This window comes from Streptomyces luteoverticillatus, assembly GCF_003970715.1.
GTDB lineage: Bacteria > Actinomycetota > Actinomycetes > Streptomycetales > Streptomycetaceae > Streptomyces > Streptomyces abikoensis.
The window spans coordinates 6,925,669-6,943,472 of record NZ_CP034587.1; the positions used below are offsets into that span (position 1 = coordinate 6,925,669).

Consider the following 17,804-nt stretch of genomic DNA (forward strand, 5'->3'; position numbering starts at 1 on the left):
AAGGCAGGGCACGGGGGCGAGAACGGGGGTACGGATGGCCGTGACGTGTCTGGCGCCTGACAGTCGCTGACGATGTGGGGCACCATAGCAGTGCGGCATGCGTGCGACGAAGCGAATCCCCTTTAACGTCGGTGTAGTTGGGAGTTGTCGTCCTGCCGCGCCGCCATGGAGTCGGATCACCGTGAGGGGGCTTCGATGCTGGCGAGTAGCAGCAGAGGCGGGGGCCGGGAACGGGTCAGTAGCCGTAGTCGGACTGGCGGAGCGGGCGGGCGAGACCACCTGGCGGTCCCTCAGTGCCCAGTCGGATTGCCGGAGGGAGACGGCGGCGAGGCGGGAGCGGACTCGCCGCAGGGTCATCGGCGCGTGAGGAGGCCTTCCGCGTCTCCTCAGAGGCGCTGGCCGTGTCCGAGCAGGTGGCGACGGCCGGAGCGGCGGCCGACGGACCGGTTCTGGTCTGGGCACCCGCCCACCACGGCCTGCGGCTGAGCGAGGCCGGGCGGCACACGGAGGCCCTGGACGCCACCGCCCGGGCGGTTCCCCTGAGCCGCGGCCTGGCCGCCCGCCACCGCGCGGCACACGAGGACCACCTCGCCTTCGCGCTCTACGCGTACGCCACGACGACCCGGCTGCTCGCGGACATCCGATGGGAGGAGGCGATTGACGTCATCACCGAAGTGGCTCTCCTGTGGCGGGCGATCGCCGAGAGCGAACCAGGACTCGTCGGCCCGTACCTCGACGCGGTGACCGACACTCATGCGCGCCCCACCGGCCCGGGCTGAGGCGGCCTTCCTTCGTATGCCGCCGCATACACGGTGGACCAGCACGTACTGGCGTGGACCCGCCACTCTGGCCGTTCCCCGATGCCTGATGTTCCGGTGCCGGCGATGTCCTCATCCCGCACCGTCGTGAAACGGAGCGCTGACTTGTGCGCTGCCCACTGGCTGGGCGACGCGGTGGGTGAGTGCTCAAGCTCCCGGCTGTCTCGGCATCTTCCGCTGGTCGATGGAGGCCGCCGCCCGCATCGTGGTGGAGCCAGTGCGGCGCCGACGTCGGTGGAGGAGGCCTGCTTCGCCCTCTTCGACGGCCGGCGGGTTCGGCTCAATATCGGCGATCAATGACTTGGCTGGAACTCAACGCAAACCTCAGTTCAGGGGCGTTCTGAAGCAGCCCCTCCGAAACGGTCGTCGCAGGTCGCAGTCCGGGCCGCATCAAGGCATCGTTCAAATCGAAATCAAATATGGGTCATTTCCGGCCGCCGTGGGGGCGGTGCTGGTGGTGCTGGCGCTGCCGTTCCGGCATGTGTCGTTCTCCCCTGAGCGACGAGCGGGTACTGCCCGGCACTGCCCCCGCCGTCGCGGCGATGCGCGCAGTGCGCATGGAGTTCCCCGACTTCGGCCACACGGAACTGGACGCCATCCTGCCCGGCTGGGTCCCGGGCGGCAACGCTGCCCGGTCGGCGGAACTGGACCGCTATGCCCGACGCCTGTCGGCGCTGCCGGGCGCGGTCTCGGTCCGTACCGCGACCGGGATCTACGCGCACGGCTCCTGTACCGAGGGGCCGAGTTACGCGCTCGCGGACCGGTACCTGTCAACCGCGGGGACATCGCTGGCCGTCTACGGCCCCACCGAACCCTTCGGTCCCGCCGGTGCCCGGCTCGCCCGTGCCGTACGCACGACCCGCGCCCCGACAGCGCCGCTGGTGACCGGGCCGCCCGCCAGGCTGCTCGACGTACAGCAGGTCATGGCCCCCACCTGCCGGCCGCCATCGGCGTGGTGTTGTCCGCCACCTTCGTCGTGCTAATCCTGTTCTCCGGCGGGCTCTTCCTGGCGATTAAGACGTCATCTCATTTGGTGAGTCTGCGGTAGCAGATGAGGGTGCAGGCGATGCTGGTGAAGGCGAGGAAGTGTTCGGCTTTGCGCTCGTAGCGGCGGTGGAGCCGGCGGCAGCCCGCGAGCCAGGACATCGTGCGTTCGATGGTCCAGCGGTGCCGGCCCAGTCGCTGGGAGGTCTCGACGCCCTTGCGGGCGATGCGGTGGGTGATACCGCGCGCGCGTAACCATCGCCGCAGGTGGGAGTAGTCGTAGCCCTTGTCCGCATGGAGCTTGCCCGGTCTGCGTCGCCGGGGTCCCCGGCGGGAACGGACCGGCGGTATGCCCTTGACCAGAGGGATGAGCGCCTGGCTGTCGTGCAGGTTCGCTCCTGAGATCCCCACGGAGAGGGGCAGACCGGTCCGCTCGGTGACCAAGTGGATTTTCGAGCCGTACTTGCCTCGGTCCACAGGATTCGGACCCGTCAGGTCCCCCTTTTCAGGGCCCGCATATTCACCGAGTCGATCGCACAGCGGGACCAGTCCAGCTCCCCGCGGGAGCCGAGCTCGTCCAGGACCAGGCGATGAAGCTTCGCCCACACCCTGGCCTTGGTCCACTCGGAAAACCGCCGGTGAGCCGTGGCCCCGGACGGCCCGAACGACACTGCAGGCAACTGCTGCCACGTGCAGCCGGACGTCGCTACGAACACGATCGCCGCCAGCACCTCCCGGTCTCCGTGCCGGCGTCGCCCGCCGCCCTGCGGCCGCGACGGCGCCTCCGGCACCACCCGCTGGAACAAAGTCCGCTCGAACGGCCAGCTCGAGGACTTCGAGATCGGTGTCCAGAAGGTCTCGGCGTTGTGGCGGAGCAGTGGTCACACGTCCGGTGAGGTGGTGGTGGAGGCCCAGCTGGCCCCCCGCCCGGACGAGGCGAGGAACCAGCGGTGGACCTACCAGGGCAGCGTCGAGGTCCTGGTCATCGCCGACCTGGAGGACACCAAGCAGTAGCGGCGGCTGAATCCGCCTCGTGATGGACGGCACGCACCCGCGCCGACGCGGCGCGGGTGCGTGCGCTGTTGTCCGCCTTAGTCGTGCAACACCCGCGCCACTCCCGCGAACCTTGCACGCGCAGCACCCAACGCTTCGTACCTGGTACCTCGCACCTTGTACTTCGCGCGAAGGAGACACCCGCAGTGGAATCGCCCCACACGGCAGCTCGGGACGTGCACCTTCCCGTGCCGCGTGCCCGATCCGTACCGGCCGTCGCCCGGGACCACCGGTCTCGCTTTCGCCCTCGAGGTGATCGCCCCGGCCCGTGCCCCCGGCCCGTGCCCTCGGGCTGAGCCTGACGGAGTTTCCCGTCGTATGGAGCGGCTGGCAGGGCTCCGGCTTCGGTCCCGTCCCCATGTCCCCTTTTCGCTCCGGCGGGATAGCTACGCCCAAGGGTGCCTCACGCACACCCAGAGCCGTACTCTGACACCACATTCACGGCAGCACGTGTAATAGATATGCCACGCAGAGGGCCACAAAGACGCAGAGAAGCCAAATGCTTGAACGTGCACCTCACGTCGTGTGTTCAAGCCAATCTTCCAGCGGCCGCTTGCACGGCGCCCATGACGGGCCGATAGTATCCGATATCGATCGATTTCGTCCGGAAGACGCTACATTCTCGAGCTGTGCATCTAGGGAGTGGTCCAGAATGCCCGGCGCCGGCGAACCCGAGGAATATCCTCTCCTCAATGGCATCGTTACTCCGCACTCCGTCACCGTCGGGCCGGATGGATACCTTTGGGTGACGACCCAGGACAGCAAGCTCGTCCAGGTGAATCCGACAAGTCTTGCCAACCAGGTCCCGGTACGCAACGACGTCCCCATCCCTTCCGCCGGGATCATTCCGGACCCCAGCCCGAAGGGAACGGAGGATAGGAAGGTCGTATGGTTCGCCTCCCCCTCGGATTCGGACGAAGACCCGATCGTCAAATATGACATCGTGAACCAGAAGCGACTCACCGCGTTCAAGTTCGGCTATTGCTCCAGGGCTGAGGCCATCACATGGCTTCTGATCGACACGGGCGCCGCCGGGACGCCCGTGTATTCCTATTGGGTCATGTTCGCCGAGCCCGTGTACACCATGGTCGGATACTGTGACCCAGAAGACGAGACCGGCACTCCTCGCAACTATCCGTTTCCCGACGCCCGGCAGAACCCCGTCTACGACACCTGGCTCTGGTCCGTGGCCGTTACCGCTCCGGTGAACGCGAAATCACCCGGAGATTGCACCTATTGGGCGACGGGTCAGGCCGGCACAGGAGACTGCCCGCGGAAAACGAACAGCCTATATAGGTATACCCCGGCCAAGGACAAGCAACCTGAGCCCATTCCGCTCCCCGGGGGCAGCCGTCAGAAACCGGTTCATGTCGTCGCCAGCCCCAACGGGGATGCGATATGGGTAGGTACCGAACATCCGAACCAGATCTGCCGGTACGACACGGCCCTCCGCAGCTGGACGCGGCGGTACATCGCCGAAGGCGGCGCCCCTCGGCAAATGATGCTGGGCACGGACGGGAATCTCTGGGTGGCGTGCAGCAATAGGATCGCGCGCTTCCGTACGGACATGAGCATCACCGAGCTTCCGGGCTCGGCTCTTCCGAGCGGCGGCGAGGCCATGGGGCTGTGCGTGGACAAGCACGGTAAATGGGTCTGGTACACCAACCCGGCCAACATGTCGATCGGGAAGTATCCGATTCCCGACGACCCTGAAAGCGTCGTCGGGAAAACCCAGTTCGTGTCCCAGCTCGTGACAGAGACGGTGCCGGGGCAGCTCACCGGGATGCCGGGCGTGGTGCAGTACGTCAGCAAGGGACTGCCCATTCCCGGTGTGCCGCTCACCTGCCATGTGGTCTCCGACAGTGGCACGACGTTCGGCGACGGAACTACAGAGACCCTCCTGTTCACGGACGCCCGGGGCCGGGCCGCGCTCCCCGCGCTGCGGGCCGGCCGGGAGGAGGACCGGGTGGTGCTGAAGGTCAGCCATGGGGACTCGGAGCCTGGCACCACGATCTTCCTCCGTGTACGGCCTGAGCCGGGCAAGGGTACCGATTCGCCAAACGGCGGCCGGACGGGCTGACCGACGAGCCCGAGAGCCCGGTCCCCAGCTGGTGCGCAAGCAGGCTGGGGGCCGGTTAACGCGCCGGACTGTCGCCGCAGGGTCGCTGCGTCGTGGCGGTGGGCTCCATTCCCGCCTGGCCGGCGGGCGACCGCATTGTGTCCCCGGTGCAGAAAACGCATCCTGCCCAGTAGGGCAGGGCGTCCAGGACCCGGTGGTGGACGCACGAGGCCGTGAGGGCCATGTCCGGGGTTGGGAAGACCTCCTCGTCGGAGGGGTGTGGTGGTGGGGTGAAGGCAACGACCACGGCCCGGTACCGCTGGAGGTAGCCGGGTACGTACGGTGGCTCGTAGTTCAGCTCGTCCCAGCGGTGCCGTTCCAGGGCGAGATCGATCACCCGCAGCACAAAATCCTTGTTCCGCGCCCGCTCGGCCGGGGTCCTGCCCCAGTCGAGGTCTTCCAGGTCGAATCCGACGACCCCGCGTCCCATGACGGTCTGGTCCTGCAGGGCGAGGAGTGCGGCGAACCGGAAGTCCCACGGCCGGCGGGCGAGGTCCGAGACGGCCAGCCACAGCACGTCGAGGAAGACGGCCGTCCCGCCGTTGGACAGGTCCAGGTCGTCACCCGCGCCGCCGCTGCCGAAGATATTGCCCATCACGCCAGCCTAGTTGTTGCCGGCCATGACGTTGGTGGCGCTCGCGCGGGAGACGCCGGTCTCGGTGGCGGCTTGGGCGATCGGCACGGGGCGACAGCGCTCGACGAGCCTTCGGCGGCCCTCGATGCTCAACGGGCGTTCGCGCGCGTCACCGGAGAGCCTCACTGCTTCGCCTGGCCGTGAGCACCCCGCGTGAGGGGAACGCGATCAGCAGCGCGGTGGCGACGAGGAGTCCGCTTGCCCACAGCGGCCCGAGGTCTCCGACCGCGGAGCCGAGGGTGGTCGCGGCGATGAGGGGTCCGGCGGCGGCTCCGATGTTGAGGGCCGCGGTCGCGTAGGAGCCGGCCATGACGGGTGCTCCGGCCGCCTCGTAGAGGACTCGCGTTATCAGCGTGCTGCCCAGTGCGAACGACAGCGCGCCTTGGACGAACACGAGGACGAGCAGAGCGACCGGCCGAGCGGCCAGCGCGGCCAGGGTCGGCCAGCCGATGAGCAGCAGCGGACCGCCGGCTGCGATGACCAGGCTCGGACGCTTGTCGGACAGCCGTCCGGCGACGGTGACGCCGACGAAGGAACCGGCACCGAAGAGCACCAGGACGACGGAGACCCACAGCTCGCCCAGCCCGGCGGTGTCGGTCACGATGGGGGCGAGGAAGGTGAAGCTCGCGAAAGTGGCCGCGTTCACCAGCGCGCCGAGCAGCATGACCAGCAGCAGCCGCGGACTTTTGAGCTGCGCGAACTCCGCTCGCAGCGGCGGCCCGTCAGCCGGGTTCTTCGGCATGCGGCGTACCGGGATTCCGGTGAGGATGCCGACGGCGGCGGGCAGGCAGAGCGCGGCGACGGCCCAGAACGTGGCCCGCCAGCCGAGCAATGCGCCGAGCACTGATCCGCCGGGGACGCCGGCGATCGTGGCCACCGTGGTGCCCGACAGCAGCACGGCGAGCGCCCGTCCCTTCTTGTCGGCGGGGACCAGCGTGGTGGCGGTCGTCAGAGCGACGGCGAGGAACCCGGCGTTCGCGAGCGCCGCGACCATCCGGGTCGTGCACAGGACCGGAAAGCTTGAGTTGACAGCGCCCACCGCGTGGGCTGCCGAGAACACGAGGACGAATCCGAGCAGGCTCGACCGCACGGGCCAGTGGCGGGCGAGCGCTGCCATGAGCGGGGCACCGAGGACCATGCCGATTGCGAAGGCCGGGGTGAGCACGCCTGCTGCCCCGACGGTGACGCCGAGGTCCGAGGCGATGTCCGGCAGGAGGCCGGCGAGCATGAACTCCGAGGTGCCCATGGCGAAGACAGCCAGGGCAAGCAGGTACAGCGGGAAAGGCATCGAGTGGCTCCGAGGTGAGGAGAAGCACGAGAAGGTCATCTCGTCACCGCGGTCAGCCCCCAAGGGCATGCTCGTCCGGCCACGGAACGACGCGCGGCGGGACGGCAGAGCTGTGAACTCAGTGATTCAGGGGGCTGACGGCGTGACCGTAAGCCCCCACCCTGTCCGACTCAGGACTCGACATGGCCCGCACGCTACCCGACCAATGCCCGTCGAAGCACCTCCATTTCACAGCATCGGCCTGTGCCACCAACGTCATGTCCCACAACACCTGGCCGGGAACGGCCGGCCCCCGATTGCCTGGTGACCGAAGCTGATCCACCCCAAGCACAGGCACTCACCTCAAGCACCGTCAGGCGGCCGTGCGCCGCGCCGACCAGGAAGTGTCGGCGCGCTCGGCCTGCTTGCGCCACTCGGGATAGGCCGAGATGTGGAACGACATCCAGGCGAACCCGACCCGGTGGACCAACCCCGGCTCCCATGACCGACCAGGTCCCCTTCGGCTGATTCCGGAGGAGACGGGCCCGGGGACCGGCCGCTGGCGACGTGGGTCGCGCGGCGGACGGTCCCTTCTGGGGTTCTGGGCGGACGCGCGGGACGATCCTCAGGGTCGCAAGGCGCCGTCGAACTGTGCCTAGGACGACCAGTCGCCGGTCGCACCCTTGGTCTCGTAGCGGTGGAAGACGGCGTCACCGCTGTTGGTTCCGAAGAGTTCGAGCCGGCCGTCCACGTTGCGGGCCGCGGCGATGGAGGAACCGAAGACGATTCCGGTCGTACGGGCGGCGGAGCCGGCCGCCGTGGCGACGCCCGGTGCGGCGACCATGAGCACCAGGGCGCTGAACAATTGAAGGACGCGTCTGTACCTCTTGCCCATGCGACTGTCCTTTCCTGACCGAGGAACGGAACACCCACGTGATCGGGGCACGCGCACCGTACAACGGTGGCGCGGCTCCTGCACAGCCGGACCGACAGAGCTTTCCGGCCGATCGGCCGGCACCGTAGAGGACCGCAGGGCGGTGCGGGTGTTCGCCCGTAGGACATCGGAGCAGAAGCTCCGCATCGTCAAGTCACGGCGACAGGCCGGGCACGTGGTGGCCGTGACACGCGACGGCGTCAACGATGGGGCCGCCCCGCGCCGGGCCGACATCGGTGTGGCCATGGGCCGGCGCGGGACCGAGGTCGCCCGGCAGGCCGCCGACCTCGTCCTGCCGGCGATGCCATCGGCACCCTCGTGGCGGCGGTCGAGGAGGGGCGCCGCGTGTACGCCAACGTACAGCGCTTCCTGCCAGGCGACGGTGGATCAGTACTGGATGGTGTGGTTGTAGAGGACGTTCCGGGCCTTGGCGCCGGTGTCCAGGCCGTAAGCGGGCCGGTCGGTGAGGAAGTACTCGCGGAAGCTGGACTGCCAGGTCTTGGACATCATGGTGTTGCTCCTGGTCCAGCCGCCGTCGACCTGGGACCACAGGTCGAGCAGCGCGGTGGCGACGCGGGCCTCGCAGGCGTCGCCCTGGTCGATGCCGGTGGTGGTGCGGTCATTGGCGAGGTTCAGCGAGCTGCCGTTGCCCCAGTAGTAGGTGGTGTCGTTGAAGGTGTGGAACGACACCGCGTTGGCGAAGCCCTCGGTCCAGCCGCAGCTGGTGGAGGAAGCGCGGTTGACGTAGTGAGGCGAGCAGTTGGTCACGTTCGGCCACCAGCCGTTGTAGAGCTTGCCCATGAGGGCGTGGCCGGCCTCGTGGACGGTGGTGTGCTCGGAGTCGGGGTCGTTGTCCGCGAGGTGGATCTTGTCCTCACTGGTGGTCCAGTACGTGCCGTCGGTGGAGCCGGGGTACCACTGCACCGTGATCGGGGTGCAGCGGCCGTCGCTCTGGCTGCCGGCCCAGCAGTTGGTGGTGGAACCACGGTTCCACCACAGCTTGTTGAGGGTGTCGAACGCGTGCCAGGCGCGGCTCTGGCCGCTGTTGGCGTACACATTGCCCAGGCTGATGCCGCGCGAGACGTTGTCCTGCGAGTACGTGGCGGTGGAGTAGAGGCGACCGTTGCCGTCGACCACTGACCACATCCCGCCGGCCTGGGTCTGGAACTCTACCCAGAGCTTGGAGGTGACGGAGGTGGTCGGGGTGTAGCAGAGGTTGAACCTGCCGTCGCCGTTGCCGGTCATCCCCGTTGCGAGCTTCTGCGTAGCGCTGTTGGCGGTCGGCTTGCCCCACAGGGTGATGTTGGCGTTACTGACCGGCTCGTCCCGGTTGGCCTTGCCGTTCCAACTGCCGCCCTCGGCGGACTGGAAACGGTTGCGGTAGGTGCCACTGACGCAGACCTGGGCGGTGGGGGCGGCGGGGGCGGCCGGCGCGGTGGCGCGCGGGGATGCCGGGCCGGAGGCGGCCGACCCCGGGGCGGGAGCCTTGGGGGTGACGAGGCGCGGCGGGTGGATGCCGGGCCCGGGGCTCTGGACCGGGGCTGTGTCGGCCTTGGTGACCGACATGCCCTTGATGGAGGAACCGTTGGCCTTGCCGATGGTGAGCTCCACCGAGTCGTGCCCCGCGCGGCGCGGGTCGGGTCGGTCGATGTCGCTGATGTCCGCCTGGATCTGGGCGGGTCCGGCGGCGACGGCCTTCACCTTGAGCTTGATGGTGCGGGTGCCGGGGGTGAGGGTGAGTACCCGGCTGGTGCGCTGGCCGAACGCGTCCGTCGTGGCCTCGGTGAGGCCTGAGTCGTTGCCGCTCATCCGGAGCGCGGGCGGCAGCTGCACCGACAGACCGGCTCGCTTGACGCTGGTCTGCACTGTGACGTTCACGGCGAGGGTGGCCTGCTCGCCGACGGCGGGCAGGCGGTCGAGGGAAGTGGTGACGCCGAGACAGCTGAGCGGTGCCTCGGACTCCTTGCCCGTAGGGGCGATCGTGCAGGCGCCGGCCTGAGGCGTCGTGCTCGCGGAGGCGGACGGTGCGGCGATCGTCGCCAGACAGGTGCCGATACCTGCCAGTGCGGCCAGAACGGTGGGTCTCCGGAGTCGTATTCGGGACATGGGCATGCCTTTCCGCGACGTGCGCAACCGTGTCCGGTGCACGTCGGCAGGGCTGAGGGGGGTTGGGTGATTCGCCGAGAAGTACAACAACGAACAATCGTTGGCCACGAGTTGACCGTGGGTAACAATGGGCGAAACCATATACCTATGGCTGGGACATGTCACCGCCCCCGGAGAAGGTGCCGACCAGGGAGGCCGGTCCGGCGGCTCCCTCGACGTCCGGGAGCGCAGGGCTCGGCAGCCGGCCAAGTCGTGCGTGAGGTCAACCGATTGGGCGGGGCGGCGTGGTCATTCGCCCAGGCATGGGTACGGGTGCGCCTTTCCCAACCTGCCCGGCCGGGTGCCCAGCCGGGTGGACTTCGACGGACCCCTCACCAGGGCCTGGCTCAACAGGATGGGGAGAGCGCCCGCGCGGACGGCGATGCGACGCAGTGCCCACTACTGGCAACCCCGGGCAGTTGGCAGGCCCCGAAAACGTCGGCGTTCCGGGTTCAGTGAACCCCTGTCAGGGATCCGTCCTCGGGGCGAGGGCGGCGAGGATGGTGGCGATGTGGTCGAAGCGGGTGGGGTCAAGGGAGTAGAGGACGTAGTAGCCCTCGCGGCGGGTAGTGGTGAGTCCTGCCTGGGTGAGCTGGTGGAGGTGGCGGGAGGTCACCGACGGGGAGAGGCCGACGAGGGTGGCGAGTTCCTGGGTGGTGCGGCTCTGGGCGGAGAGGTGGGTGATGATCTGCAGGCGTGGGGCCGCGGCCAGGGCCCGTAGGGCGGTGAGGGTGTCTTCCTGGCTGGTGGGGCGGGCGGCGGGGGCGAGGGGCAGGGAGGGGTAGGTGATCCGCAGAGGCCAGGGGGCGTCGCAGGTGACGCGGACGTGGGGCCACACGTAGCGGCTGGCGGTGAAGGTGACTGGGCGGTCACGGGTGACGGCGATGTCGTGGTGGTGGGGGCGGTCGAGCCGGAGAGCCCGCCTGGCGGGGTCGATACGGATCTGGGGGACCAGGGTGCGGAGCATCGGGAACAGACCCTGCCGGGCGATCCGGGCTCCCGCCTGCGCGATCGACTCGTAGAGGGAGGGCTCGACGCGCTCCCACTCTTCGGCGAAGGCGGCGCTCCAGTAGTCCTCCAGGACGGTGAACGCCTCTTCGAGGACGGGGAGGGGGTCGGTGAGGACGCGGTCCAGCCGTGCCGCCCGGTTGGCGTCGGTCCGCCGGCACTCGGCGAGAACCGCATCGCGGATGGCGGGATCGCGGACGAGGTCGTGTCCGGTCCAGCGGGTGGTGTCGACGAGCGTCCGGGCGAGTTCGACCGCCAGCACGGCGGGCGGCAGCGTTCGTACGGCCGAGAGCTGGTCCGCGAAGTCGGCGTCGTGATCACCGGCCCGGCTTTCGAAGAACGCGGGGATGTAGTCGGCCACCAGGAATCCTTGCTCGCGCATCCGTCGGCGCAGAGCGGCGGGCAGCCGGCGGCACCGCCGGACCCACGGCACGTGCAGCGCGTGGTGTCCGGGGTCGGTGAGCACGTGCCAGGAGTGAACGGCTTCGAGTAGCGGTGACACGGAGAAGGCGATGTCCTCCTCGGCCGTCTCGGCGAAGCGCATGGTGATCACGATTGCAGGATTTCACAATCAGTTGATCGGATCCCGCCGTGTCGATCAGTCTCAAGGCAGACCGCGCACCGCCTTGCCGCAGGTCACCCACCCTTCGCCGAGCGAAAGCCGCAGGTCCCCATGAGCAGGCCCGAGGCACCCTGGCGAGCCGTGCCGGACGCGGACGGCTGCCCGTACGCCGTCCACGATCACACCGCCGCGCACACCGCCGCGCGCAGCGTCGCCGAACGCAAGGCACTGACCTTCCCCCGGTCGCAAGCGGTCAAGACGCTCGCCTGTACCACCCCGGACATCCCGCTGCCGCTCGTGGCCCTGCGCGCGGAGGACCGGGTGGACTCCGCCGTCCGGGCCCACCTCCCGCGCGCCCAGGTGGTCCCCGTCTCCCGGTAGCCGCCCCCCACCCTGTCCCGGGTTCATGCCGACCCCGCCCCACGCACACCACGCACACCACGCACACACCACACGGCCCCACCGGCCGTGTGGCACAGATCAGGAGTACCGGCCCACATGGTGACCACCGAAAGCCTTCTCGCGTTCGCCGCGATGTCCTTCGTCGTGATCGCGATCCCCGGCCCGAGCGTCCTGTTCGTCGTCGGCCGCGCCCTCGCCCACGGCCGCCGCACGGCGCTCGCCACCGTCCTGGGCAACCTCCTGGGCTGCTATGCCCTCGTCCTCGCCGTCGCCCTCGGCCTGGGCACCCTCGTCCAGAGTTCAGCCACCGTCTTCACCACCGTGAAACTCGCCGGCGCCGCCTACCTCGTCTACCTGGGCGTCCAGGCGTTCCGCAACCGCGACCGGATGCGCACCGACCTGACAGCCCAGAAGGGCGAACGGCGCGGCGATCTGCGCACAGTCCTGGACGGTCTGCTCGTCGGTGCCACCAACCCCAAGGGCCTGGTCTTCTTCGCCGCGGTCCTCCCACAGTTCGTCAACCACGACGCGGGGCACATCCCGCTGCAGATGATGCTCCTCGGCCTGATCCCGGCCGGTATCGGTCTGATCTGCGACACCCTCTGGGGCCTGGGCGCGTCGGCCGCCCGGACCTGGCTCACCGGCTCCGAACGCCGCCTGTCGATGATCGGCGGCGCGGGCGGCATCGCGCTGATCGGCCTCGGGCTCACCGTCGCCGCCGCCGACCACTGACCTCCCCGGGCAAGTCGGGAGAGCCAAGCACACCTCCGGGAAAGGCGCCTTCGGGAAGCGCACCTCCGGAAAGGGCGCCTCCGGGAAGAGCCCTCGACCACTCCGAGCGGCGTGCCGTCTCATGGCATCGGTTCCTCGCTGTCAGGCCTCCTGCCAGGCTTGGCGCGGGCGTAGGACGTGAGGCGATCGGCGAGCGTGGTGACGAGGCCGCGCAGTTCATCGGGGCGCTCGATGACGAACGGCCGGTCGAGTGAGGCGAGTACCGGAGGCAACCAGTCGAGCCGCTCCACCCGCAGCTCGACGCGCAGCCAGCGCTCGGTCGCCCGGTCCTCGCCCGCCACGGGCGCGTCCTCCTCCAGCTCCTCCAGGCTCGCGACGCCGGCGGGAAGGCGGGCACGGATCTGCCCGACCGTCCCGTGGATCCGCAAGGTCACCTCGTGCCGGTACTCGGCCGTGGCGAACGCCGACAACACGCGCTGCGCCGGACCGGGGCCCACGGGCGGTTCGAACGAGCCGGGCAGGGTCCTCGCGTCCGCGATGCGATCGAGCCGGAAGGTTCGGTCCTCGCCGATCCGGGCGTCCTGTCCCGTGACATACCACCGGCCCGCGTGGGCGACGATCCCGTACGCGTGCAGCGTGCGTTCGCTCCGCCGTCCGCCGCGGTCGGTGTAACGGATCGAGACCGGTCGGCGGTGGCGCACCGCATCGGCGATGGTGAGCAGGACTCCGGCGTTCGGGGTGTCGAACTCGCCGGGCTCATCCGTGAAGGCGAGAGCTTCCAGGAGGGTGTCGAGCCGACGGGCGATGTGCTTGGGCAGCACCCGCCGGATCTTCGCCGATGCCGTCTCGCTCGCCGTGTGCTGCGTCGTCGTCAGCCCTGTTCGGCGGCCGGCGATCAGGCCGAGCAGCACGGCCAGCGCCTCGTCGTCGCTGAGCATGAGGGGAGGCAAGCGGTGCCCGGGGGCGAGCCGGTATCCGCCGTAGCGGCCGCGCACCGATTCCACGGGCACGTCCAGGTCGATCAGCTGGTCCACATATCGCCGCACGGTGCGCCCTTCGACGCCGAGCCGGTCGGCGAGCTCGGCCACCGTTCGGGTGCCACCCGACTGCAGCAGCTCCAGAAGGGTCAGCACGCGGCCGGTGGGTCGAGACATGTTCGCAGCCTAACGCGAATACAGGACCGATTCTGTCCCCTATTTCTCCTAGCCTGCGACGCGACGTGCACACCTTCAGCACAGCCAGGGAGATCCCCATGAACTTCGTCTCGATCCGCATCATCACCGGCGACGTAGCGCGCCTCGTCGAGTTCTACGAGCGAGCCACGGGAGCGCGGGCGACGTGGGCCACCGAGGACTTCGCCGAACTCAGGACCGCGGGCGCCACCCTCGCGATCGCCGGCACCCGCACCGTCCCGCTGTTCGCCCCGGGCTCCGCCCGCCCGGCGGACAACCACAGCGTGATCACCGAGTTCCTCGTCGACGACGTGGACCGTGTTCACCAGAACCTGACCGGCTTCGTCTCCGACTTCGTCACCGAGCCCACGACGATGCCCTGGGGCAACCGGTCGCTCCTGTTCCGCGACCCCGACGGCAACCTTGTCAACTTCTTCACTCCCGTCACCCCAGCGGCCGTCGAAAAGTTCGCACGCTGACGCCACGTATGCTGCTGGTCAGGCATGGGGCGCAGGCACCAGTGGCGGACGATGACGACGAGGGCGATCGCCGCCCGCGTGCCGCCGCCCTGCCGAACCGTGCCGCAGGTGACCACCGGTAGCCAGGCGCGGGTGGGGCACGGGGGAGGAGGGCTCTCCGGTCAAGTGATAGCGGTCGGAGTCGTGTTGGGCGACCTGGCGTCAAACAGACTCGCCCCGCAGGGTCACGTCCAAGGCGGCGACGCCGGCGATGGACGGCACATGCTGCCACTGGGCCGCCAAGGTGGCCCCGACACCGGCGCGCCCGGTCAAGGAGCTCATCGGCTCGGTCGTCCCGTGCGAGCCGGTCGTGTACCCACATCGACAGAGTCACTCTGTGGCGCGCACCGGGCGCACCGCACCGCCCAGTGCGCACCGCGCGCCGTCCTGCACGCCGGTGAGGCGCACCGGGTGCGCGCCGGCCGGTGAGGGCCGCGCCCCGAGGGCTTGGCCCACGGCGTCGGCTCACAGCGTCGGCCCACGGCGTCGGTCTACGGCCGGTAGGCGGGCTTGGTGAACGCGCTGGCCACGGGGTGGCGGATCAGGGTGGGGGTAGTGGATGCCGTCTGCGCGGGCCATGGTGGCGTGGTTGCCCCGTGGTGACAGGCCCGGCAGTGTGTTGGCCTCCAGTAATGTCACCCGCCGCCGGACGTGACCAGGAAGTACCGGGAACCTTGCGCGGTTTCCCGGAGCTGGCCGAGGCGATCGAGCAGCACACCGCGACGTCGAGAGAGGCCCGGATCGAGGCCGGACAGCGCGAGTGTCCGGCCCGGATGATCCCAGCGGGACGCCATCGAGGTATACGCCACGACCCACCTGAGCTGAGCCGCAAGAGGGGCCACCGCCGCGAGAACGGAGTGCGCGGCGGCGGCCCTGCGGTGCGAACAGACCGGGGCGTCCACGGTTCGGGCCCCTTTTCCCGGAGCTGGCAGCGGTGCCCGGTGTCACCCGCCCTCGGACGGCGCGCCGGTGGATGGATCCGCGCCGGTCCGACGCAGGAAGTCCTTGACGACGGCAGCGAGCTTTTCGGGCTGGTCCTCGGGGACGAGTGTGGAGGAGTCGGTGATCTCGACCAGCTGTCCTTTCGGGTACAGGTCGGCCAGCCGGGGGCCGTGCTCACGCGGCATCAAGGGGTCCTCGGTGGCCCAGACGACCAGAACCGGGCGGTCGAAACCACTCAGCTGCCGGCTCCAGTCCAGCAGCGTCTCGCGGTCGGGGGCCGAGGTGGCGAACTTGGCGAAGTCCCTGCGGATGTCCTTGTTCCGAGTCGCCGGAGCGAACCAGCCCTTCACGATCTCGTCCGGGAGACCGCGACGGCTCATTCCGCCGTATCCCTTGGGGTGGGACCGGACAGCGGGGATGCGCATCAGCTGGGTCAGAAGCCGGAGGCCGCCGGGGATCCGGCACACGGCGGCCAGTGCCTTCGCCGGTCCCGGGGGGTAGTTGTCGAATGCCTCGCAGGCCACCAGCACCATCCTTGCGACCTTTCGGCCCTGCTCCTCCAGGACGAGGAACTGGCCGCCACCCCAGTCGTTGAGGACGAGGGTCACGTCGTCCAGCCCCAGCCGCTCGATGAACTCGCCCAGGAGCCGTGCGACACCACGATGGGAGAGATCGGCGCCGGGCTCCATCGGCCGAAGATGGCCCCCCAGGGGCAGCGTCGGCAGGATGCAGCGATACCCGTCCAGCAGCGGCACCACCTTGCGCCACTGCGCACCGTCCATCGGCACGCCGTGGCCGAACACGAGCACCGGGCCGTTCCCGCCGGTGTCCTGGTAGCCGATCGGCCCGGACGACAGCTCGATACTCGACATCGAACCCCCTTCAACGGATTGTTCCGGGTGCATGCCCCGATGGTCTGTCCGGCGTACCTGGCGGGCGTCCGTCGGGAGGCGGCCCGGGCAGGCCCTACGAAGTCTGGTGATGGGGCCTGCCGACTCCGGCGGCGCGAGCCCAGGGCTGAACCGTTCCGCCATTCCCCCGAGACGGCGGAACGGTTCAGGCCCGTGCTCGCGCCGCTCGCTCCTCCGCGTGGGCGAGCCAGAAGTACACGGGAGACAACGTGAGTTCGATCGTCATCAGCATCACCTGGAACCCGTTCGGCCGGCCCTCCACGGCGATCGACAGCACCCGGCTGAGCCCGCCGAGCAGGAATATCCCGGTCAGCACCCGCACCGCCACCGCCGGGACCGGCTTCTGCCGGACGGCCCACAGCCAAGCCAGCCCGTATCCGGCGAAGATCGCGCCCATGAACCGGCCGAAGCTGTCGACCGTCGCGCCCGCGTCCTCGGCGCCCGTGATCGCCGCGTTCCCCGCGACCACGTGATACAGCCCTATCGCCACGCACGCGATCCCCATCACCCATGCGAGTACCCGCAGAGTTCTGGCCATGACCCACCGCCCCCTACTTAGTGGACACGCGTCTACTAGCGTAGCGGCCACTAGTAGATGCGTGTCAAGTAGCCTTCCTTCATGCCACCCCGCCAGCGCCTCACCCCCGCCGACCGCCGCGCCCAGCTCCTCGCAGTCGGCGCGCGCCTCTTCGCCGCCCGCCCTTACGAGGAAGTGCTGATGGAGGACGTCGCCGCGCACGCGGGCGTATCCCGGGCACTGCTCTACCGGTACTTCCCCAACAAGCGCGACCTCTTCGCGGCCATCTACCAACAAGCAGCCGACCAGCTACTCGCCAAGAGCCGGTTCGACTCCACCGGCAGTCTCACCGAGCAACTCGTCGAGGGCATGGACGCCCACCTCGACTACTTCATCGCGAACCGCAACGCCGTCCTCGCCGGCAATCGCGTCCTCGCCGGAGACCCCCTCATCCAGACCATCATCGCGAACGAACTCGACGTCATCCGCGCCCGGCTGCTGAGCGTCCTGCCCCTCGCCGACGACACCGCACGCGAGGCCGTCTCCCAAGTCCTCAAGAGCTGGCTCGTCTTCGTCCGGGTACTCGTCGTCGACTGGCTCACCAGCGAAACCTGCACCCGCACCGAACTCCGCGACGTATGCGTCGGCTCCGTCCTCGGCGCCATCCGCCCGCTCCTGCCCGCCGACCCCGCACCCCAGTAGAGGCGCCAGAGGGTGCTCGCGGAGCTGTCCGCTTTCTTAAATGCCCCTGACGAGACGAGCTGACGGGCGCGGCGCTATCGCCGGTCCTGCTGAGGGCGAGTACGGCGGTCAGCAGGCCGTAGGGGATCAACAGCGTTCCCGCCCAGGCCGGTGTGAGCGGCAGCCGCCGGGGGAGTGTCCGTCCCCATGGCCGGACAAGGGCGAGTGCTGGCAACACCCCCATCAGCGCCAGCACGGCCGTGAAGTCGATGCCGTGTCGTTCCAGCCACAGCAACGCATCGGGGGCACCGTTCTTCTCGAATCTTCTCGAGCTCGTCCATCATGTCGAACCCATCCGCAAGCCCCGCCCTGCCGCCGAACGCCCAGTACCGTCGGCCCCATGCG

Annotated in this window: 18 protein-coding genes; 8 read left to right on the forward strand and 10 right to left on the reverse strand. The window is 69.3% G+C overall.

The features are described from left to right. The first annotated feature begins 401 nt into the window (after nucleotides 1-401). Both EKH77_RS30820 and EKH77_RS30825 read left to right on the forward strand, forming a co-directional pair. A complete protein-coding gene (locus EKH77_RS30820; protein WP_126917484.1) occupies nucleotides 402-779 on the forward strand; it encodes a hypothetical protein in 378 nt (125 codons plus the stop codon). Between the two features lie 518 nt (nucleotides 780-1,297). Then, the gene (locus EKH77_RS30825) at nucleotides 1,298-1,801 is read left to right on the forward strand and encodes a hypothetical protein (RefSeq protein ID WP_126917485.1); all 504 of its coding nucleotides are present in this window, start codon (nucleotides 1,298-1,300) and stop codon (nucleotides 1,799-1,801) included. Between the two features lie 43 nt (nucleotides 1,802-1,844). Here the strand turns inward: EKH77_RS30825 and EKH77_RS30830 are convergent. Then, nucleotides 1,845-2,608, reverse strand: a protein-coding gene (locus EKH77_RS30830; protein WP_397614618.1) for an IS5 family transposase whose coding sequence is annotated in 2 segments (ribosomal slippage) — nucleotides 1,845-2,296 and nucleotides 2,296-2,608 — 765 coding nt in all. Because the reading frame shifts where the segments join, the coding sequence is not laid out codon by codon here. On the opposite strand from EKH77_RS30830, the gene EKH77_RS34160 reads away from it, so the two are divergent. Together EKH77_RS34160 and EKH77_RS30835 are read left to right on the forward strand one after the other, a co-directional pair. Further along, the gene (locus EKH77_RS34160; protein ID WP_240667832.1) at nucleotides 2,493-2,816 is read left to right on the forward strand and encodes a hypothetical protein; all 324 of its coding nucleotides are present in this window, start codon (nucleotides 2,493-2,495) and stop codon (nucleotides 2,814-2,816) included. The genes EKH77_RS30830 and EKH77_RS34160 overlap by 116 nt on opposite strands. Nucleotides 2,817-3,507: 691 nt before the next feature. Next, nucleotides 3,508-4,935: a hypothetical protein gene (locus EKH77_RS30835; protein ID WP_126917487.1), complete on the forward strand. Its 1,428-nt coding sequence runs from the start codon at nucleotides 3,508-3,510 to the stop codon at nucleotides 4,933-4,935. Between the two features lie 55 nt (nucleotides 4,936-4,990). Here the strand turns inward: EKH77_RS30835 and EKH77_RS30840 are convergent, their stop codons facing one another. The 6 genes from EKH77_RS30840 to EKH77_RS30865 form a co-directional block, all read right to left on the reverse strand. Further along, nucleotides 4,991-5,569 carry a hypothetical protein gene (locus EKH77_RS30840; RefSeq protein WP_240667633.1) on the reverse strand — a complete coding sequence of 193 codons (579 nt, stop codon included), beginning with the start codon at nucleotides 5,567-5,569 and terminating at the stop codon, nucleotides 4,991-4,993. A gap of 9 nt (nucleotides 5,570-5,578) precedes the next feature. Next, a complete protein-coding gene (locus EKH77_RS33205) occupies nucleotides 5,579-5,734 on the reverse strand; it encodes a hypothetical protein (RefSeq protein ID WP_164737669.1) in 156 nt (51 codons plus the stop codon). Continuing rightward, nucleotides 5,718-6,896 (reverse strand): Cmx/CmrA family chloramphenicol efflux MFS transporter, encoded by a 1,179-nt coding sequence (locus tag EKH77_RS30845; protein WP_126917488.1) that lies wholly within the window; start codon nucleotides 6,894-6,896, stop codon nucleotides 5,718-5,720. Before EKH77_RS30845 ends, EKH77_RS33205 begins: the two co-directional genes overlap by 17 nt. 634 nt (nucleotides 6,897-7,530) lie before the next feature. Beyond that, complete coding sequence (locus EKH77_RS30850; protein WP_126917489.1) at nucleotides 7,531-7,770, reverse strand: hypothetical protein; 240 nt, start codon at nucleotides 7,768-7,770, stop codon at nucleotides 7,531-7,533. 426 nt (nucleotides 7,771-8,196) lie between these two features. Further along, a complete protein-coding gene (locus EKH77_RS30860) occupies nucleotides 8,197-9,915 on the reverse strand; it encodes a mycolysin (protein WP_126917490.1) in 1,719 nt (572 codons plus the stop codon). A 505-nt stretch (nucleotides 9,916-10,420) separates the two neighbouring features. Beyond that, a complete protein-coding gene (locus EKH77_RS30865) occupies nucleotides 10,421-11,506 on the reverse strand; it encodes an ArsR/SmtB family transcription factor (protein ID WP_240667817.1) in 1,086 nt (361 codons plus the stop codon). Nucleotides 11,507-11,635: 129 nt separating this feature from the next. Between EKH77_RS30865 and EKH77_RS30870 the strand changes: the two genes are divergently transcribed. Next, nucleotides 11,636-11,905, forward strand: coding sequence for a hypothetical protein (locus tag EKH77_RS30870; protein WP_126917492.1), 270 nt, complete (start codon nucleotides 11,636-11,638; stop codon nucleotides 11,903-11,905). Between the two features lie 117 nt (nucleotides 11,906-12,022). Further along, nucleotides 12,023-12,658, forward strand: a complete 636-nt coding sequence (locus tag EKH77_RS30875; protein WP_126917493.1) for a LysE family translocator — start codon at nucleotides 12,023-12,025, stop codon at nucleotides 12,656-12,658. A gap of 119 nt (nucleotides 12,659-12,777) precedes the next feature. Here EKH77_RS30875 and EKH77_RS30880 read toward each other — a convergent pair whose 3' ends face one another. Then, nucleotides 12,778-13,812 carry a helix-turn-helix transcriptional regulator gene (locus EKH77_RS30880; RefSeq protein ID WP_126917494.1) on the reverse strand — a complete coding sequence of 345 codons (1,035 nt, stop codon included), beginning with the start codon at nucleotides 13,810-13,812 and terminating at the stop codon, nucleotides 12,778-12,780. A 98-nt stretch (nucleotides 13,813-13,910) separates the two neighbouring features. Between EKH77_RS30880 and EKH77_RS30885 the strand changes: the two genes are divergently transcribed. Continuing rightward, complete coding sequence (locus EKH77_RS30885) at nucleotides 13,911-14,309, forward strand: VOC family protein (RefSeq protein ID WP_126917495.1); 399 nt, start codon at nucleotides 13,911-13,913, stop codon at nucleotides 14,307-14,309. A 983-nt stretch (nucleotides 14,310-15,292) separates the two neighbouring features. Here the strand turns inward: EKH77_RS30885 and EKH77_RS30895 are convergent. Both EKH77_RS30895 and EKH77_RS30900 read right to left on the reverse strand, forming a co-directional pair. After that, nucleotides 15,293-16,162 (reverse strand): alpha/beta fold hydrolase, encoded by an 870-nt coding sequence (locus EKH77_RS30895; RefSeq protein WP_126917496.1) that lies wholly within the window; start codon nucleotides 16,160-16,162, stop codon nucleotides 15,293-15,295. Between the two features lie 184 nt (nucleotides 16,163-16,346). Continuing rightward, entirely contained in the window at nucleotides 16,347-16,739 is a 393-nt protein-coding gene (locus EKH77_RS30900) for a DUF4345 domain-containing protein (protein WP_126917497.1), read from the reverse strand. A gap of 81 nt (nucleotides 16,740-16,820) precedes the next feature. On the opposite strand from EKH77_RS30900, the gene EKH77_RS30905 reads away from it, so the two are divergent. After that, nucleotides 16,821-17,420 (forward strand): TetR/AcrR family transcriptional regulator, encoded by a 600-nt coding sequence (locus tag EKH77_RS30905; RefSeq protein WP_126917498.1) that lies wholly within the window; start codon nucleotides 16,821-16,823, stop codon nucleotides 17,418-17,420. Nucleotides 17,421-17,804: the final 384 nt, after the last annotated feature.

What these genes read in the sequence shown, in the direction of transcription:
- EKH77_RS30825 (WP_126917485.1), top strand. Translation starts at nt 1,298, where the DNA reads ATGTGTCGTTCTCCCCTGAGCGACGAGCGGGTACTGCCCGGCACTGCC.
- EKH77_RS30835 (WP_126917487.1), top strand. Translation starts at nt 3,508, where the DNA reads ATGCCCGGCGCCGGCGAACCCGAGGAATATCCTCTCCTCAATGGCATC.
- EKH77_RS30840 (WP_240667633.1), bottom strand. Translation starts at nt 5,569, where the DNA reads ATGGGCAATATCTTCGGCAGCGGCGGCGCGGGTGACGACCTGGACCTG.
- EKH77_RS30845 (WP_126917488.1), bottom strand. Translation starts at nt 6,896, where the DNA reads ATGCCTTTCCCGCTGTACCTGCTTGCCCTGGCTGTCTTCGCCATGGGC.
- EKH77_RS30850 (WP_126917489.1), bottom strand. Translation starts at nt 7,770, where the DNA reads ATGGGCAAGAGGTACAGACGCGTCCTTCAATTGTTCAGCGCCCTGGTG.
- EKH77_RS30860 (WP_126917490.1), bottom strand. Translation starts at nt 9,915, where the DNA reads ATGTCCCGAATACGACTCCGGAGACCCACCGTTCTGGCCGCACTGGCA.
- EKH77_RS30865 (WP_240667817.1), bottom strand. Translation starts at nt 11,506, where the DNA reads ATGCGCTTCGCCGAGACGGCCGAGGAGGACATCGCCTTCTCCGTGTCA.
- EKH77_RS30870 (WP_126917492.1), top strand. Translation starts at nt 11,636, where the DNA reads ATGAGCAGGCCCGAGGCACCCTGGCGAGCCGTGCCGGACGCGGACGGC.
- EKH77_RS30875 (WP_126917493.1), top strand. Translation starts at nt 12,023, where the DNA reads ATGGTGACCACCGAAAGCCTTCTCGCGTTCGCCGCGATGTCCTTCGTC.
- EKH77_RS30880 (WP_126917494.1), bottom strand. Translation starts at nt 13,812, where the DNA reads ATGTCTCGACCCACCGGCCGCGTGCTGACCCTTCTGGAGCTGCTGCAG.
- EKH77_RS30885 (WP_126917495.1), top strand. Translation starts at nt 13,911, where the DNA reads ATGAACTTCGTCTCGATCCGCATCATCACCGGCGACGTAGCGCGCCTC.
- EKH77_RS30895 (WP_126917496.1), bottom strand. Translation starts at nt 16,162, where the DNA reads ATGTCGAGTATCGAGCTGTCGTCCGGGCCGATCGGCTACCAGGACACC.
- EKH77_RS30900 (WP_126917497.1), bottom strand. Translation starts at nt 16,739, where the DNA reads ATGGCCAGAACTCTGCGGGTACTCGCATGGGTGATGGGGATCGCGTGC.
- EKH77_RS30905 (WP_126917498.1), top strand. Translation starts at nt 16,821, where the DNA reads ATGCCACCCCGCCAGCGCCTCACCCCCGCCGACCGCCGCGCCCAGCTC.